Below are 16,820 nucleotides of genomic sequence, written 5' to 3' on the forward strand. Positions count from 1 at the left end.
AAATACGCGCCGCTCAGCGTGCGACGCGCGGAAAGCGCGCCATCGCCTCGAGCGTGTCGAGTTCAATGTGGTTGCGCATGTAGCGCTGGCTCGCATCGGCAAATGGCTGCCAGTCCCATGCGTGGATCCGCCCCTGTGTCGTCGCCGCGAAATGGAAACGCCGCCGGCGCTGGCTCGCGAGCACCTGACGATGCAGTTCGGGCAGGTTCCAGCGCGCTGCTGCTTCGGCGCGGAACGCCGCGAGCACGTCTGCCGCGTGCGGCGCGCCGGCGAGGTTGTCCAGCTCGCGCGGGTCGTCCTTCAGGTGATAGAGCTGGTCGGGATCGGCCGGGCAATGCACGTATTTCCAGTCGCCGCGCCGGATCATCACGATCGGCGCGATCGCACCCTCGGCCAGGTATTCGCCGAACGCGACGTCGTGCGCCGGCGCCCCGCTCAGGTGCGGCACGAGGCTCGCGCCGTCGACCGGGTCCGGCCAGCCGCCGTCCGGCACGCCGCCCGCGAGCTCGACGAGCGTCGGCAGCAAGTCGAGGTGCGACACGGGCCCGGCCACGCGCGCCGCGTCGAAGCGGTTCGGCGCATGCACGATCAGCGGCACGCGGCAGCCGCCTTCGAAGAACGTCATCTTGTACCAGAGCCCACGCTCGCCGAGCATGTCGCCGTGATCCGACGTGACGATCACGATCGTGTCGTCCGCGAAGCCGCATTGCTCGAGCGCCGACAGCACGTTGCCGAACTGCGTGTCCACGTAGGACGTCGCGCCGTAGTACGCATGGCGCGCGGCGCGGATCTGCGCGTCCGTCGGCGGCGTGCGGTCGTTCTCGCAGACGGCGCGCAGCCGCTGCGAATGCGGATCGCTGTCGGCGAGCCCGAGCCGCACGGCCGGCATGTCGATCTCGTCGTCGCGGTACAGATCCCAATAATCGCGCGTGATCGCGTAAGGGTCGTGCGGATGGGTGAGCGACACGACCATGCAGAACGGCCGCGCGTCGTGCCCCGCGGCCCGTTCGCGCGCGAGGTCGAACAGCTTCTGGCGCGCGGCGAACGCGACTTCGTCGTCGAAATCGAGCTGGTTGGTGCGCACGCACGGCCCGGCATCCAGCACGGAGCTCATGTTGTGATACCAGCTCGGCCGCTCGGCCGGATGGTCCCAGTCGGGCACCCAGCCGAAGTCGGCCGGATAGATGTCGGTCGTCAGCCGTTCCTCGAAGCCGTGCAGCTGGTCCGGACCGCAGAAGTGCATCTTGCCGGACAGCACGGTCCGGTAGCCGGAGGCGCGCAGGTAGTGCGCGAACGTCAGCGATTGCGCGGGCAATTCGGCGGCGTTATCGTACGCGCCGATCGCGGACGGCAGCTTGCCCGTCAGCAGCGAGAAGCGCGACGGCGCGCACAGCGGGCTCGCGCAGTACGCGGCGTCGAACACGACGCCTTGCGCCGCAAGCCGGTCGAGCGTCGGCGTGCGGGCGACACGGTTTCCATAAGCCGGCAGCGCAAACGGCGTCAGCTGGTCGGCCATCAGGATCAGGAGGTTGGGGGTCGGCTTCGTCATAGGCGATCGGGGTCAAGGTCGGTTCATGTCGGAAGCGTGCGCGCCGCTTCGGCACCGGTTCGTCTGCAACGACGGAGCCGGCCGGCGGAAATCGTGCGGGACACCGCCACGACTCGCTAGAATGGCCGCAAGCCTGGTGCACGGTGCCGCGCATCGCGCCGCCCGACTGCACTATTGCCCGCCGAAATCCGCCCGGGAAGGCGGCCGGCCCTTATGGGCCCATTAGAGATGCTTATGTCGAAACCTGACCCGTTGCCGTCGATGCAGGCGCTGCGCGCGTTCGAATCGGCCGCGCGCCTCGCGAGCTTCACCGCCGCCGCGCGCGAACTCGGCTCGACGCAGCCCGCCGTCAGCCAGCAGGTATTCCAGCTCGAGGCCGAACTCGGCGTGCCGCTGTTCGAGCGCAGCCCGCGCGGCGTCACGCTGACCGACGACGGCCAATGCCTGTACGAAGCCGTACGCGCGAGCCTCGACACGCTGCGCACCGCGACCGCGAACCTGCGCGCGCGGCGCGAGCACGGAAGGCTCACGCTCGTCACCGATTTCGGCTTCGCGACCTACTGGCTGATGCCGCGCCTCGCGGGGCTGAAGCGCGTGATGCCGAATGTCGACGTGCGGGTCGTCACGTCGCAGGATTTCGACGCGCAGCGCGACCACGCCGACATCGCGATCCTGTTCGGCGACGGTCACTGGCCGTCGTGCACCGCGGCGCGGCTGTTTCCGGAGACGGTCACGCCGGTCTGCTCGCCCGCGTTCCGCGCCGCGCATCAACAGGTCGCGCAGCCGGCCGACCTGCTCGATTTGCCGCTGCTGCACGTGCAGCCGACCCGGCCCGAGCGCTGGCTGTCGTGGCGCGGCTGGTTCGACGCGCACGGCCTCGCCACGCCGGCAGCCGCGCACGGCGTGACCTTCAACAGCTATGCGCTCGTGATCCACGCGGCGCTGATCGGCGAAGGCGTCGCGCTCGGCTGGACGCCGCTCGTCGACGAACTCGTCGCATCGGGACAGCTCGTGAAGCTCGTCGACGCGCCCGTCGTCACGTCGCGCGGGTATTTCCTGGTGCGCCCGCCATCGCGGCCGGAGCCGAGCGCGGCGCCCGTGTTTCGCCGCTGGCTGCTCGACGCGTGCGCGGGTGCGTGACAGACGCGCGCGTCGTGCGTCGTGCGTCGCGCGCCGGGGCGGGCTGGCGCCGGTGCCCGTGCCCGTGCCGCCTTTCCTTGACTTGCGCCGCCCTCGCACTGACGCGCCGATACCAGCCACACGGCGGGTAAGTTCTATCCGCTCCGAATCTGGCCTGATTTACTTCAGCATCGCGCTTTGCAGCATGCGGCACGCCATGTGCCGCCGCAGAGCGCTCACCGAGACCAGAGGAGCCCCATGAGCGACGTCCAACGCCCCGAACAATTCGTCCTGACGCTGTCGTGCCCGAGCGCGGCCGGCCAGGTCGCCGCCGTCGTCGGCTTTCTCGACCGCCATCGCTGCTACGTCGATGCGCTGAACGTGTTCGACGACGATCTCAGCAACCGCTTCTTCGTGCGCTGCGTGTTTCATCCGACCGACGAAACGCTCAGCGTCGACGCGCTGCGGCAGGAGTTCGCGCCGATCGCCAGCGGCTTCGACATGCAGTGGGCGATCCACGACGTCAACGCGCGGCCGAAGGTGCTGATCATGGTGTCGAAGCTCGAGCACTGCCTCGCGGACCTGCTGTTCCGCTGGCGGATGGGCGAGCTGAAGATGGATATCGTCGGCATCGTGTCGAACCATCCGGACTTCGAACCGCTCGCGGCGCAGCACGGATTGCCGTTCCGCCATTTCCCGATCACCGCCGACACGAAGGCGCAGCAGGAAGCGCAATGGCTCGACGTGTTCGAAACGAGCGGCGCGGAGCTCGTGATCCTCGCGCGCTACATGCAGGTGCTGTCGCAGGAAACGAGCGCGAAGCTCGCGAACCGCGCGATCAACATCCATCACTCGTTCCTGCCCGGCTTCAAGGGCGCGAAGCCGTATCACCAGGCGCATGCGCGCGGCGTGAAGCTGATCGGCGCGACCGCGCACTTCGTCACCGACGATCTCGACGAAGGCCCGATCATCGAGCAGGTCGTCGAGCGCGTCGATCACGCGTATCGCCCGGAGCAGTTGCTCGCGGTCGGTCGCGACGTCGAATGCATCACGCTCGCGCGCGCGGTGAAGGCGTTCATCGAGCGACGGGTGTTTCTGAATGGGGATCGGACGGTGGTGTTTCAGTAACCACAGATCTGCGCAATAACGACAAAGGCCCGACCGGTGGCAAGCCGGTCGGGCCTTCTTCGCTTACTTCACGCTTACTTCACCCACGCAAAGTAATACGACAACCAGATCGTCAGCGCAGCCCCGACCAGCGCCGCATACGGCGCAAGACTGAGCCACGCGCTGCGCTTCGGCACTTCGAGTTCCATGTCGCGCTGCATCTGCGCGGGGAAGCGACCGCGGTCCTGCCAGTAATGCCGATAGAGAAACACCGGCACGATCAGCAGCATCGCGATCAGCCCGTTACGCAGCGTGCCTTCGCCCTGCAGGTTTGCACCCGCCCCGACGTACACGAGGTTCGCGTAGCCGCACAGCGAGCCCGCGACGAGCAGCCACGTCGGGCAGCGGAACGGACGCTCCCAGTTGCCGCGATCCATCCGGTGGATCCAGCCGGACTGAAGATTCAGGAATACGAACAGCATGTAGCAGACGTTCGAGATCGACAGCACCGTCATGTAGTCCGACATCATCAGCAACACGAGGTTGAAGCCGAGATCGGTCCACATCGCACGCGTCGGCGAGCCGTGCTCGTTCACGTGGGACAGGTACTTCGGCAGCCAGCCGTCCACCGACGCCTGGTACAGCGTGCGCGACGAGCCCATCATCGACGTCATCACGATCAGCAGGATCGACAGCATCAGCATCACGACGACCGCGTTCGCAACCCACGCGCCACCGCCGACGATCTTCGCCATTGCCGCGGCCACACCGGTGCCGTCGCCGATCGCCGGGTCGAGCATCGCCTTCGTGCCGAGCGCGCCCTGGAACGCCATCGGCACGAGCGTCATCACGACGAGGCACAGTGCGCCCGACCAGAAGATCGCCTTCGCGGTGTCGCGGCGCGGATCGCGGAATTCGCGCGTATAGCAGACGGCCGTCTCGAAGCCGTACGACGCCCAGCCCGCCATGAACATCGCGCCGAGCGCCATCACGACGCCCTGGCCGTTCCACGAGCCGAACGTCGCGGTGGTCAGGTTGCCTTGCGCATCGTGGCCGAGCGGCAGCAGCGGCAGCAGGTTCGACATCGGCACGTCGCCGGTCACGAACGGCACGATGCCGACGATCAGCAGCGGCGTGAGCGACGCAATGCCGAGAATGCGCTGCGTGCGCGCGGCCTTCGACGCACCGCTGTGCTGCAGCCTGAACGTGATGAGAAGCAGGATCGTCGCGATGATGAACGTCGCGTTGATCCGCAGGGACAGGCCCGGCTTGATGAAGCTCAGGTCTGCAAGCTTGAGCTGCCAGTGCAGCACCGCCGCATCGGCGGGAAAGAGGCTCGTCAGCGCGTAGCTCGCCGCGAGACCGCATCCGAGTGCGAGCATCGGCGACCACGCGAGCCAGTTGCACCACACGGATACCGGGGCAATCAGTTTGCTGTAACGCACCCAGCCGATCGCGCCGTACACCGACGCGCCGCCCGATTTATGAGGAAACAGCCCGGAAATTTCCGCATAAGTCGCGCTTTGAATCAGCCCCATCGTGATCGCGGCGATCCAGATCGCCCACGCGGGCTGGCCGATCGTCGCGCATACGCCGCCGATCGTGAACAGCACGCCCGCCGGCACGCCGCTCGTTACCCAGAATGCATCTTTCCAAGTCAGGCCACGTTGCAGCGTGTGGCCCGTCGAATCATGTGAGATGGTTGCCCCAACATCACTGGTGCTATTCGCACGCAGTCCTGCCTGACTCATCCAAATCCTCCTGTGATGACTCCGCACAAGCGACGCAGTGTAACAACTTTTTCGCTTTCTTGCAGAATCAGCAAAATAATTCCGGGATATGGCCGATCAGAAAAACCGTTGATTCGGTTTCCTGACGACCATTCCCGGATGTCTCTTTTCGTTGTTTATTGTGACGACTTACTGCGCGCCTTCCGTCCACGCATTCACGCGGTCCGCGTGCGCCGCAATCCACGCATCGGCGGCCGCATCCGGCTTCGAGCCGTTCTGGATCGCCAGCATCACGCTGTCGATTTCACCCGGCTTCCACTGGAATTTCTTCAGGAACGCTGCCACCGGCTTCGCCTTCGTTTCGAGGCCTGGGTTCGCCACGCTATCGACGTGCTCCGCGCCGCCGAAGACCTTCTTCGGATCCTCGAGGAAGCGCAGCTTCCATTTTGCGAACATCCAGTGCGGTGCCCAGCCCGTGACGATCACAGGCTTGTTCGCGTGCATCGAACGGGCCAGTTCGGCTGTCATCGCGCTACCGGAACTCGGCATCAGCGTGTAGCTGAGGCCGTAGCTCTTGATCGCTTCGTCGGTCTTGCGCATCACGCCCGCGCCTGCGTCGATGCCGACGATCCGGCCGCCAAACTCGCTCTTCTCCGCGTTCAGGTCGTCGATGCTCTTCGCCTTCACGCTGTCCGGCACGATCAGCCCGATCTTCGCGTCGTTGAAGTTCGCGCCAAGGTCGACAACCTTGGTCTTGTACTGATCCCAGTACGCGCCATGCGTGACCGGCAGCCACGCGGACAGCGTCGCGTCGAGATCGCCGCGCGCGACGCCCTGCCACATCACGCCCGCCGCGACCGGCACGAGCTGCACCTGATAGCCGAGCTTCTTCTCGATGATGCGCGCGGCGACGTTCGACGTCGCGACGCTGTCATCCCAGCCTTCGACGTAGCCGATCTTCAGCGTTGGCTTGGTGTCCGCGAGCGCCGATACGCTCAATGCCACCATTGCCGACAGCGCGCCGGTCCACAACAATTTTCCGAACAACTTCATGGCCGATCTCCTTGATATGCGCCAAAGCGCGTTGCCTCTCTAGGTTCTTCAACCACAATTCCGCGTTATCGTTGTTTTCCGACGCGCGTTTGTCTCTCTGCGACGCCGGGGCTACTTGTCGATCACGAGATCCGTCAGCGGCTTGCTGCAGCAGAGCAGCACCATCCCCTGATCGATCTCGCGCTGGCGGATCCCGCCGTTGTGCTTCATCTCCACCTGGCCGGACACGAGCTTCACCTTGCAGGTGCCGCACATGCCCTGCGTGCACGACGCCGGCAGCCGCACGCCCGACTGGCGGGCCGCGTCGAGCACGTGCTGCGCCGATCCGCAGACGATCTCGCGGTTGCTCTTCGCGAAGCTGACCGTGAACTGCGTCGCCGTGGCGTCGCCGTCCGCAGCAGGCGCGAGATCAGCGGCCAGTTCGGCGCTCGCGGTCTCCGCAAGCGTCTCGAACGAGAAGCTCTCCTCGTGATACTGCTCGCGGTCGAAGCCGGCTTCGTCGAGCAGGTCCCGCACGGCCTTCATGTACGGCGCCGGGCCGCACGTGAAGACCTCGCGCTCCATGAAATCCGGCGCGATCAGCTTCAGCAGCGGCAGCGTCAGGAAGCCCGTGACACCCGGCCAGTTGGTGCGCGCACCGAGCCGCTCGACGACGAACGACGTGCGGAAATTCGTGTGATTCGACGCGATCAGGTCGAGCTCGCGCGCGAAGATGATGTCGTCCGGCGTGCGTGCGCTGTGCACGAACACGATGTCGCGATCCTCGGCGAGATCGTGGTGCGCGCGGCTCATCGACATCAGCGGCGTGACGCCGGAGCCGGCGGACAGGAACAGGTACTTGCGCGCCGGATGCCGCGCGCAGGTGAATTCGCCCGCCGGGCCGAGCACGCGGATCGACGCGCCCGGCTGCAGGTTGTCGTGCAGCCAGTTCGACACCTTGCCGCCCGGCACGCGCTTGACGGTGATCGAGATCGTGTGCGGCCGCGCGGGCGACGACGAGATCGTGTAGCACCGGTTGATCGTCTCGCCGTCGATGTCGAGCTCGAGCGTGATGAACTGCCCGGGCTCGAACGAGAACGCACGGCCCTGCGGCGAACGGAAGAAGAAGCTCTTCACGTCGTGCGTCTCCTGCCGCACCTGGCAGCACACCAGCGTTTCCTCGACGTCGCTCGTCCAGCGCTCGGGGAGCGCGTTCCAGAACGACGGGCGCGTCACCCGGCTGTCGGCCGGCTCGAAATTCGCCGCATCTCGCATCATGTCTTGCTCCGCTTTTACGCTTTACGCTTTTACGCCTTACGCTTTCTGCGCCGTGCCGACCTTCTCGGCGAGCCGCTCGATGTACCACGCCGAGAACTTCTCGACGAGGCCCTCGGTGTACGGCGAGTACGGGCCCGGCTCGTACGCGCTGCTCGTCGCACCGCGCTGCGAGAACTCGACGAGCGCGCGGTCCTGGTCGTTGGTCGCGTTCCACACGGCCGTGAGGTTCTTCACGTCGTAGTCGACGCCTTCCTTTGCATCCTTGTGCACGAGCCACTTGGTGCGCACGAGCGTCTTGCCGGCCGACAGCGGAATCACCGAAAACGTGACGATGTGATCGCTCATGAAGTGATGCCACGAGTTCGGCTGCGTCCAGAACGACAGCCCGCCGAGATCGGCCTGGCTGAATTCGCCGAGCAGCTTCTTCGACGCGACCTTCGCGTCGAGCGTCTGCGATTCGCCGCTACGGTCGAGCGGCAGGCGCTGCGTGCGGAAGCCCGTCACGTCGAGCAGCTTCTCGATCTCGGCCGACGGCAAGCCCATCTCGGCCCACTCCTTCCCGCGCCTGACGCAGGTCTCCGCGAACGCGTCCATGCCCTCGGCGTTGGCGTCGGAGCGCTGGTAGCCGAACCCGTATTCGTACAACGAAATCGTCAGCTCCGGATGGTTCGCGACGCAGTGATAGCACTCGCGATTGTTCTCCATGGTCAGCTTCCAGTTGCCTTCCTCGATGATGTCGATCTGCGCGGCGATCTTCGCGTTCGGCAGGTCGTGCGGCAGCAGGTACGGCTCCATCGCTGCGCGCAGCTGCTCGAAGTCGGCCGGCGGCTCGTCCGCGAGGCAGACGAAGATCAGGCCCGCGAGGTTCTGCACGTGCACCGATTTCAGGCTGTGCTTGCAGCGGTCGAACTGCTCGCCCATGTGCTCGGCGAACATCAGCTGGCCGGTGAGGTTGTAGGTCCAGCTGTGGTACGGGCACACGATATTGCCGACCGAGCCCTTGTCCTCGTTGCACAGCCGCGCGCCGCGATGGCGGCACACGTTGTGGAACGCGCGGATCTGCATGTCGTCGTCACGCACGATCAGGATCGAATCGTGCCCCAGTTCCACCGTCACGTAGTCGCCCGGTTCGGGCACGTCAGGCTCGATCGCCACCTGGATCCAGTGCTGGCGGAAGATCGCCTCCATGTCCAGCGCGAAAACCTCGTCGCTCGTGTAGAACGGCGCCTCGAGGCTGTACCCTGCCTTGCGTCGTTCGATCAGTGCACGAATGTCTGCCGATACTTTCATCGTTTGCTCCGGATTCCTTGCGTCCCAGTGTGGTTGCCGACAGGCATCAAAATCAGTAGTCGATGAGCTGATGCTCGCGCAAATACGCGAGGATCACTTGTGCTTTTTCGACCGAACTCCCTTCATTTACGACGTTCCCGCCACGGCTTTCGGTGGTCGTCGCCGACAGCATCCGGGCATGCCCGGAGCGCTTCTCGGCGGCAACCAGCTTTACCGGCTTGCGCTCGATCGCGCCGACCGTCCACGCGGCCGCGTCGGCGTCCCGGCCGGGCGCTACGCGCACGGGGCGAACCGTGCCCGCCTTCAGCCGCGCATACGCATAGCGCGGCTGCGCATTCGCGAGCGGATGCACCGCGACGACGGCCGGCAGCGCTGCGTCCACGCGCCTGCGCAATCCTTTCGGCAAGAATTGCCGGACCACCGCGCGGCCCGCATCGATCGTCACGTCGACGGCCGAGCCGACGAGCGGATAGCCGAGCGCCGCGGCGACGCGATACGGCAGCATCCCGGTGTCGTACGCGCCTTCGGCGCGCGTGCCGGTCAGCACGAGGTCGTAGCCCTCCACTCGCGCGGCGAGCGCATGTGCGGCGTCGTCGCCGTCGCGGCAGGTCAGCACCTCGACCTCGCGCGCGCCGAGCGCCAGGTATTCGGCGAGCGCCGGCGTGATCGGGTCGCCCGCGTGAATCACGTCGAGCTGCGAGTGATGGCGCTCGGCCAGCGTGCGGCCGAGCTCGAGCGCGGCCGCGTCGTTGCGGCTGTAGCGCGGCACGCCGCTGACCGGATGCCGGCCGACCGACACCAGCACCGCGATGCGTTTCAACAGTCGGGGGGCATTCATGCTGCGGCTCCTTCGGGTTCACGGGCGCCGGCCGAAGCCGGCGATGTGCCGCGCGCGGCCCGCGCGGCCTGGACCTGCTCGATCAGCGCGGCGATCGTCGCCTGCGCATCGCCGACCACCGTCAGGTTCGCGCGCTTCGCGATCGGCGCACTGCCGTCGAGGTTCACCGCGATCACGTGGCGGCAGTCCTTGATCCCCTGCAGGTGCTGCACCGCGCCCGAGATGCCGAACGCAATGTAGATGCTCGCGTCGACCGTCTTGCCGGTCGCGCCAACCTGCTTGTCGCGCGTGAAGTGGCCGTTGTCGACTGCGACGCGGCTCGCGCCGATCGCCGCGCCGAACGCGCCGGCGAGCCGCTCGAACGCGCCGATGTCGGTCACGCCATTGCCGGCCGACACGATGAAATCCGCTTCCTCGAGCGCGACCTGCGCGGCGTCGAGTTCCTCGAGGCCGAGATCGCGCGTCGCGCGTTCGACCTGATCCGTCGGACGAATGAAGTCGCTCGCCAGGCGCTCGCCCGCGCCGACGAACGGCAGCTTCGGTTCCACCGCGTTCGGCGCAAGCAGGATCACGTCCGGCAGCGCGCGGGTCGCGAATGCGCGTTTCGCCTGTGCATACATGCCGACGTGCCGCGCATCGAGCTCGACCACATGGGTCGCGACGCTCGCGCCGGCCGCCGCCGCATGGCGCCGGCCGAGATCGCCGTCGCCGGTCGCGTTGTCGGGCACGAACACGTGCTTCGGCGCGAGCGCCGCGACGCACGCCTGCAATGCCTGCAATTCGCTTTCGGGCGCGAACGTGCGGCGGTCGAAGCCGGTCAGCTCGATCAGCTTGTCGACGCCGAGTTCGGCCGCGTCGTCCTTCAGTTCACCGAACACCAGCAGCGCGACTTCGGTGTGTTCGTCGGCGAGCAGCGCGGCGGCGGCGATCGCCTGGCGCGCATGGTCGTCGAGCGCGCCGCGCTCGCTGTGCGCGACCGCAAGCAGCACGTGTTTCGGATCCTGCACCGCGCGGCGCGGCTTCGCTGCCGCGGCGCCGTGTGCATGGGCGGACCAGTGCGCGGCGCTCGCGTCCGCACTGCCGGTCTCGCCGAGCGTGATGCGCTTCAGCCCTGCCGCCGTGATGATGAACGGCCGGCGCGGATCGATTCGTTTGATCGTGTTCATCGATTCACTCACTCCAGCGAAGCGGCGACGAGTTCGGCCACGTCGAGCACATCGGGGCGCGGGCCCACGACGCCTTCGAGCATCGCCGTGCAGTTCGGGCAGGCAACCGCGACCACTTCCGCGCCGATCGTGCGCGCGTCGGCAATGCGGATGTCCGGAATGCGCTGCTTGCCGGGGATGTCGGTCAGCGGCGCGCCGCCGCCACCGCCGCAGCAGCGGCCGCGCATCCCGTTGCGTTCCATCTCGACGATCGGAATGCCGATCGTCTTCAGCAGCTTGCGCGGCGCGTCCGTCTCGCCGTTGTAGCGGCCGAGGTAGCACGGATCGTGATAGGTGGTGCGCTTCTCGCGCAGCGCTTCGACGGCCTTCGGCGCGATCTTGCCGCTCTCGGCCAGCTCGGCGAGATAGGTCGTGTGATGCTTGACCGTCACGCGCAGGCCGAGCGCGCGGTATTCGTTGCGCAGGCTGTGCATCACGTGCGGGTCGGCCGTCACGATCTGCTTGTACGACAGCGTCGACAGCGTGCCGATCAGGCGCTTCGCGAGCTGCTGGAACGTCGCCTCGTCGCCGAGACGGCGCGCGACGTCGCCGGTGTCCGTCTCGCCGCTGCCGAGCACCGCGTAGTCGACGCCCGCCTTGTTCAGCACCTTGACGAGCGCGCGCAGCGTGCGCTGGTAGCGCATGTCGAACGCGCCCTCACCTGCGACGAACAGCACGTCGACCGGCCGGCCCGGCTGCGCGACTGGCGCGCTCAGGTCCACCGACCAGTCGTAGCGCGCGGCGGTGTCGTAGCCGCCCATCGTGCCCGTCTCGCGCAGGTTCGCGAGCACTTCGGCGCCCTTGCCCGGCACCGTGCCGTGCACGAGCGTCTGGTTGCGGCGCATGTCGACGATCGCATCGACGTGCTCGATCAGCATCGGGCATTCCTGCACGCATGCGCGGCAGGTCGTGCACGACCACAGCGTCTGCGCTTCGATCAGGCCCGACACGATCGGGCCGTTCGGCTCGCCGCGATGCTGGCCGACCGCGATGCCCGGCGTCGGGCTGCCCGCGTAGGCGGCATCGCTGCCGCCCGCCATCCCGACGACGAGATCCTGGATCAGCTTCTTCGGGTTCAGCGGCTGGCCCGATGCGAACGCGGGGCACGCGGCTTCGCACTTGCCGCACTGCACGCATGCGTCGAAGCTCAGCAACTGGTTCCAGCGGAACTCGACCGGCTTCGCGACGCCGTACTCCTGCTGCTCGATGTCGGGCAGCTTCAGCGCGGTCGGCGGCGTGGCGGTGCCGTTGCCGGTGAACGATTCGCGCGTCGCCTCGAAACGCTCCTGGCGCGGGTGGAACGCGAGATGCAGCAGGCCCGCGATCGCGTGCTTCATCGGGCCGCCCTTCGCGGCGCCGAACGTCATCGCGAATGCGCCGATGCCGATCAGCGCCGCGCAGAGCACCGCGAACGCGCCGGACATCGCGCCGGCCGGCACGACCGTGTACAACGTGAGACCGAGCGCGAACGAACCGAGCAGCCACGGCAGCGTATTCCACGGGCCGCGCGACAACCGGGCCGGCACGTTCCGCGCGGCGCGACGGCGCCACACGAACACCGCGCCGACCAGCATCGCGAGCGCCGCGAGAAAGATCAGCTTGTCGAGCCACGGCGAATAGATCGCGAGGCCATAGTTGACGAACACCAGCGCGAGCGCAGCGATTGCGCCGCCCGCGGTCGCGACGTGCGTCTTCGCGATGTACGGGTCGCGCGCGACCACGTGGTGCAGGTCGACGAAGTAGCGCTTGGGAATCGCGAACAGGTTCGCGACGCCGAACGCGCCGGGTGCAGTGGCCCGCCCGAGCCGCCAGTACGACGAGCGCTTCGCAACCGCGAACGCGAGCCCCGCCACCGACAGCCACAGCAATGCGGTAATCAGGAAGGAGGGATTCATGGCGTTAAAAATCCTTCACGAGACGCAGCGAGTCGTAGATCGCGCCGTGGACGTTGTGCATCGAAATGCAGTCGCCGACACGGAACAGCAGGAAGCGGCCGTTGCCAAGTTCTTCCGACAGGCACGGCTGCGGCTCGGCCGCAAACAGCGTGTGCGGATCGATCTGGCCGCGGTTCAGCGATTCAGGCTTGAGCTTCCAGTACAGCTCGTCGTTCGGCGACGAACCGTTCTCGATCACCACCTGGTCGACGGCGCGCTCTTCCAGTTCCTCGGTGTACTCGTTGCGCAGCACGGCGATCATCTTGCCGTCCTCTTCATAGACGCGGTCGAGCATGGTGTTCGGCGTCGGGATCACGCCGAGCGCATACAGGCGGCGATAGAAGATCGGGAACGTCGTGCCGCCGCAATCGTCGGCCACCTTCACGTCCGGCGTGACGACCTCGACCTTCGAGCCGCGGCTCGCCATGAAGTCGGCCACGCCCGCGCCCGCATGCGTGCTCACGCCGTCGAACAGCAGCACGTTCTGCTTCGGCTCGACCTTGCCGGTCAGGATGTCCCACGAGCTGACGGCCAGGCCCTCGGCCACACCCCAGCCCGGCACCTGCCACGTGAAGCTCGAGCCGCCGGTCGCGAGCACGACGATGTCCGGCTTCTCGGCCATGATCATCTTCTCGTCGGCGGCCACGCCGAGGCGGCGGTCGACGCCCAGACGCTTGGTTTCCATGTCGAACCAGCGGATGATCCCCGACATCTGTTCGCGCTGCGGCGCCTTCGCCGCGATCATTACCTGCCCGCCCACTTCGGCATTCTTCTCGAACAGCACCACGTCGTGGCCACGCAGCTTCGCGACGCGTGCCGCCTCGAGGCCCGCCGGGCCGGCGCCCACCACCACCACCTTGCGCTTCGGGCCGCGCGACTTCTCGATGATGTGCGGCATCGTCGCTTCGCGCGAGGTGGCCGCGTTCTGGATGCACAGCACGTCGAGGCCGTTGTACTGGCGGTCGATGCAGTAGTTCGCGCCGACGCACTGCTTGATTTCGTCCTCGCGGCCGTCGCGGATCTTGATCACCATGTGCGGATCGGCGATCTGCGCACGCGTCATGCCGACCAGGTCGATCATGCCGTTGGCGAGCAGGCGCTCGGCCTGGCCCGCATCGCGGATGCTCTGCGCGTGCATCACGGGAATCTTCACCACCGACTTGATGCCGGCCGCGAGGTGCACGAACGGCTCCGGCGGCAACGCCATCGGCGGCATGCAGTTGGCGATCGTGTTGTGCGTATCGCCGCCCGAGCCGACCACGCTCAGGTAGTCGATCAGGCCCGTCTCCGACATCGCCTGCGCGATTTCCTTCAGCGCTTCGTGATCGAGGCCGTCCTCATGGAATTCGTCACCGCACATCCGCAGGCCGACGCAGAAATCCTTGCCGACCGCCTCGCGCACCGCCGTCAGCACTTCGATGCCGAAGCGCAGGCGGTTTTCGAGGCTGCCGCCCCATTCGTCGGTGCGATGGTTCGAGCGCTTGCTCCAGAACTGGTCGATCAGGTGCTGGTGGGCAGCCGAGATTTCGATGCCGTCCATGCCGGCGGCCTGCACGCGCTTCGCTGCCGCCGCGAAATCGCCGATGATGCGGCGGATTTCCTCGATCTCGATGATCTTCGCGTTGCCGCGGTGCACGGGTTCGCGCACGCCCGACGGCGACATCAGATGCGGCCAGTGCTCGCCGTGGAACGACGAGCGGCGGCCCATGTGCGTCGCCTGGATCATGATCTTCGCGCCGTGCTTGTGCATCGTGTCGGCCAGGCGCGTGAGCGGGTCGATGATCCTGTCGTTCGACAGGTTCACCGATTTCCACCAGCCCTGCGGGCTGTCGATCGACACGGGGCTCGACCCGCCGCAGATCGCGAGGCCGACGCCGCCCTTCGCCTTTTCTTCGTAGTAGCGGATATAGCGGTCGCCCGGCAGGCCGCCCGGCTCGGCATACACCTCCGCATGCGCGGTGCTGACGATCCGGTTGCGCAGCGTCAACTGGTTCAGCTGCATGGGTTTGAACAGGTGGGGATAACGCATCGCAGGCGACCTCTGGCGTTCGTATGTCTCGTGTTGCGGGTGTTGTTCTGCTTCAGTGTTTCAGTGCATCAGTGCGAGAGCGGCGACACTTCGAACACGCAGTGGTCGTGGCCCTCGGCCGCACATTGCACTTCCTTCGATTGCGAGCGCGGCGCGCCCTTGCCTTCCGGCGTCGTGTCGTTCACCCAGTCCATCGCACCGGCGAACCAGCCGGCGAACATGTAGCAGAGCTTGCCTTCCTTGCCAGGCTGCTGGAGCACGAACGACGAGTGGCGCAGTTCGATCTTCGCGCGCGCGCTCGCCGGGTCGACCTCGACGATCGAGAACAGGCCCCAGCCGCGTTGCGACAGGCGCTTCAGGTAGTGCTCGAACACGGCCATGCCGGTCAGGCCGTGCAGCTTCGCTTCCTTGTCGCACCAGTGGTACGCGGACTTGTAGCCGGCCTTGTAGAGGATCTCGGCATACGCTTGAACGCCGAGCGCTTCCTCGACGGCGACGTGATTGTTCGTGAAGAAGTGACGCGGCACGTACAGCATCGGCAGCGCGTCGGTGGTCCAGACGCCGGTATCGGGATCGACGTTGATCGGCAGTTGCGGTTGCATCGTGGTGACTCCGTGAGGAAATATCGCCGCGCGGCTCGGGCGCAGGCATGTCATCGTCCGCGTGCCCGCGCGGCTTGCGCGGGCACGTCCCGATCTTCTCTATGTTGAATCGCTGGCGGTTCGGCTTGCGGCGCTTACGCGCCCCACACGTCCTTGAACACGCGCACCCAGTTCTCGCCCATCAGCTTGCGGATCTTCGACTCCTTCCAGCCCGCGCGCTCCATCGCCGCGGTCAGGTTCGGGAATTCGCCGATCGTGCGGATGCCGTCAGGGTTGATCACCTTGCCGAAGTTCGTCAGCTGGCGGTAGCGGCCCTTGTCGTGCGTCAGCATGTCGAAGAATTCCTTCGCGAAATCCTGCGTGAAATCCGTGCCGATGCCGACCGCGTCCTCGCCGATCAGGTTCACGACATAATCGATCGCCTCGATGTAGTCGTCGATCGTCGCTTCGATTCCGCGCTTCAGGAACGGCGCGAACATCGTCACGCCGACGAAGCCGCCTGCATCGGCGATTTCCTTCAGCTGTGCGTCGCTCTTGTTGCGCGGATGCTCCTTCAGGCCCGACGGCAGGCAGTGCGAATAGCACACCGGCTTCTTCGAGAACGCGATCGCTTCCGACGACGTGTTGCCGCCCACATGCGACAGGTCGACCATGATGCCGACGCGGTTCATCTCGGTAATCACTTCGCGGCCGAAGTCCGACAGCCCGCCGTCACGCTCGTAGCAGCCGGTGCCGACCAGGTTCTGCGTGTTGTAGCAAAGCTGCACGACGCGCACGCCCATGTCGGCAAACGCCTCGATGTAGCCGAGGTTGTCCTCGAACGCGTGCGCGTTCTGGAAGCCGAGGATCACGCCGGTCTTGCCTTCCTTCTTCGCGCGGAAGATGTCGTCGGTCGTGCGCACCAGCGTCAGCAGCTCGCTGTTGTCGCGGATCTTCTTCTTCATCACGCCGATGTTGTCGACGGTCTTCGTGAAGTTCTCCCACACCGACACCGTGCAGTTCGCGGCCGTGATGCCGCCCTTGCGCATGTCTTCGAACACCGGCTTCTCGAACTTCGAGATGTTCAAGCCGTCGATGATGATGCTGTCCTGATGCAGCGTGCTCATA

The 16,820-nt window shown here is 66.5% G+C and carries 13 protein-coding genes; 2 read left to right on the top strand and 11 right to left on the bottom strand.

Annotated features, from left to right (window positions below; translation table 11 throughout):
- Positions 1 to 13: 13 nt before the first annotated feature.
- A complete protein-coding gene (gene betC / locus DID96_RS23015; protein WP_124601572.1) occupies positions 14 to 1,549 on the bottom strand; it encodes a choline-sulfatase in 1,536 nt (511 codons plus the stop codon).
- A gap of 213 nt (positions 1,550 to 1,762) precedes the next feature.
- Between betC and DID96_RS23020 the strand changes: the two genes are divergently transcribed.
- Positions 1,763 to 2,689 carry a choline sulfate utilization transcriptional regulator gene (locus DID96_RS23020; RefSeq protein ID WP_124601573.1) on the top strand — a complete coding sequence of 309 codons (927 nt, stop codon included), beginning with the start codon at positions 1,763 to 1,765 and terminating at the stop codon, positions 2,687 to 2,689.
- 237 nt (positions 2,690 to 2,926) lie between these two features.
- Positions 2,927 to 3,796 carry a formyltetrahydrofolate deformylase gene (purU, locus tag DID96_RS23025; protein WP_124601574.1) on the top strand — a complete coding sequence of 290 codons (870 nt, stop codon included), beginning with the start codon at positions 2,927 to 2,929 and terminating at the stop codon, positions 3,794 to 3,796.
- 74 nt (positions 3,797 to 3,870) lie between these two features.
- On the opposite strand, the gene DID96_RS23030 is transcribed toward purU, so the two are convergent.
- From DID96_RS23030 to DID96_RS23075, 10 genes are all read right to left on the bottom strand, one after another.
- Complete coding sequence (locus DID96_RS23030; RefSeq protein WP_124601575.1) at positions 3,871 to 5,526, bottom strand: APC family permease; 1,656 nt, start codon at positions 5,524 to 5,526, stop codon at positions 3,871 to 3,873.
- Positions 5,527 to 5,694: 168 nt separating this feature from the next.
- Complete coding sequence (locus DID96_RS23035; protein WP_124601576.1) at positions 5,695 to 6,558, bottom strand: glycine betaine ABC transporter substrate-binding protein; 864 nt, start codon at positions 6,556 to 6,558, stop codon at positions 5,695 to 5,697.
- A gap of 111 nt (positions 6,559 to 6,669) precedes the next feature.
- The gene (locus DID96_RS23040; RefSeq protein WP_124601577.1) at positions 6,670 to 7,815 is read right to left on the bottom strand and encodes a hybrid-cluster NAD(P)-dependent oxidoreductase; all 1,146 of its coding nucleotides are present in this window, start codon (positions 7,813 to 7,815) and stop codon (positions 6,670 to 6,672) included.
- Positions 7,816 to 7,851: 36 nt separating this feature from the next.
- Positions 7,852 to 9,105, bottom strand: a complete 1,254-nt coding sequence (locus tag DID96_RS23045) for an SRPBCC family protein (RefSeq protein ID WP_124601578.1) — start codon at positions 9,103 to 9,105, stop codon at positions 7,852 to 7,854.
- 52 nt (positions 9,106 to 9,157) lie between these two features.
- Positions 9,158 to 9,943 carry an electron transfer flavoprotein subunit beta/FixA family protein gene (locus DID96_RS23050; protein WP_124601579.1) on the bottom strand — a complete coding sequence of 262 codons (786 nt, stop codon included), beginning with the start codon at positions 9,941 to 9,943 and terminating at the stop codon, positions 9,158 to 9,160.
- Complete coding sequence (locus tag DID96_RS23055) at positions 9,940 to 11,109, bottom strand: electron transfer flavoprotein subunit alpha/FixB family protein (protein ID WP_124601580.1); 1,170 nt, start codon at positions 11,107 to 11,109, stop codon at positions 9,940 to 9,942. The genes DID96_RS23050 and DID96_RS23055 overlap by 4 nt, the downstream gene beginning before the upstream one ends.
- An 8-nt stretch (positions 11,110 to 11,117) precedes the next feature.
- Positions 11,118 to 13,043: a (Fe-S)-binding protein gene (locus DID96_RS23060; protein ID WP_124601581.1), complete on the bottom strand. Its 1,926-nt coding sequence runs from the start codon at positions 13,041 to 13,043 to the stop codon at positions 11,118 to 11,120.
- A gap of 4 nt (positions 13,044 to 13,047) precedes the next feature.
- Complete coding sequence (locus DID96_RS23065) at positions 13,048 to 15,111, bottom strand: NADH:flavin oxidoreductase (RefSeq protein ID WP_124601582.1); 2,064 nt, start codon at positions 15,109 to 15,111, stop codon at positions 13,048 to 13,050.
- Positions 15,112 to 15,179: 68 nt separating this feature from the next.
- Complete coding sequence (locus tag DID96_RS23070; RefSeq protein ID WP_124601583.1) at positions 15,180 to 15,713, bottom strand: DUF5943 domain-containing protein; 534 nt, start codon at positions 15,711 to 15,713, stop codon at positions 15,180 to 15,182.
- A gap of 134 nt (positions 15,714 to 15,847) precedes the next feature.
- Complete coding sequence (locus DID96_RS23075; RefSeq protein WP_124601584.1) at positions 15,848 to 16,819, bottom strand: dipeptidase; 972 nt, start codon at positions 16,817 to 16,819, stop codon at positions 15,848 to 15,850.
- Position 16,820: the final 1 nt, after the last annotated feature.

It is taken from the genome of Burkholderia sp. Bp8963, from assembly GCF_003854275.1.
Classification (GTDB): Bacteria; Pseudomonadota; Gammaproteobacteria; order Burkholderiales; family Burkholderiaceae; genus Burkholderia.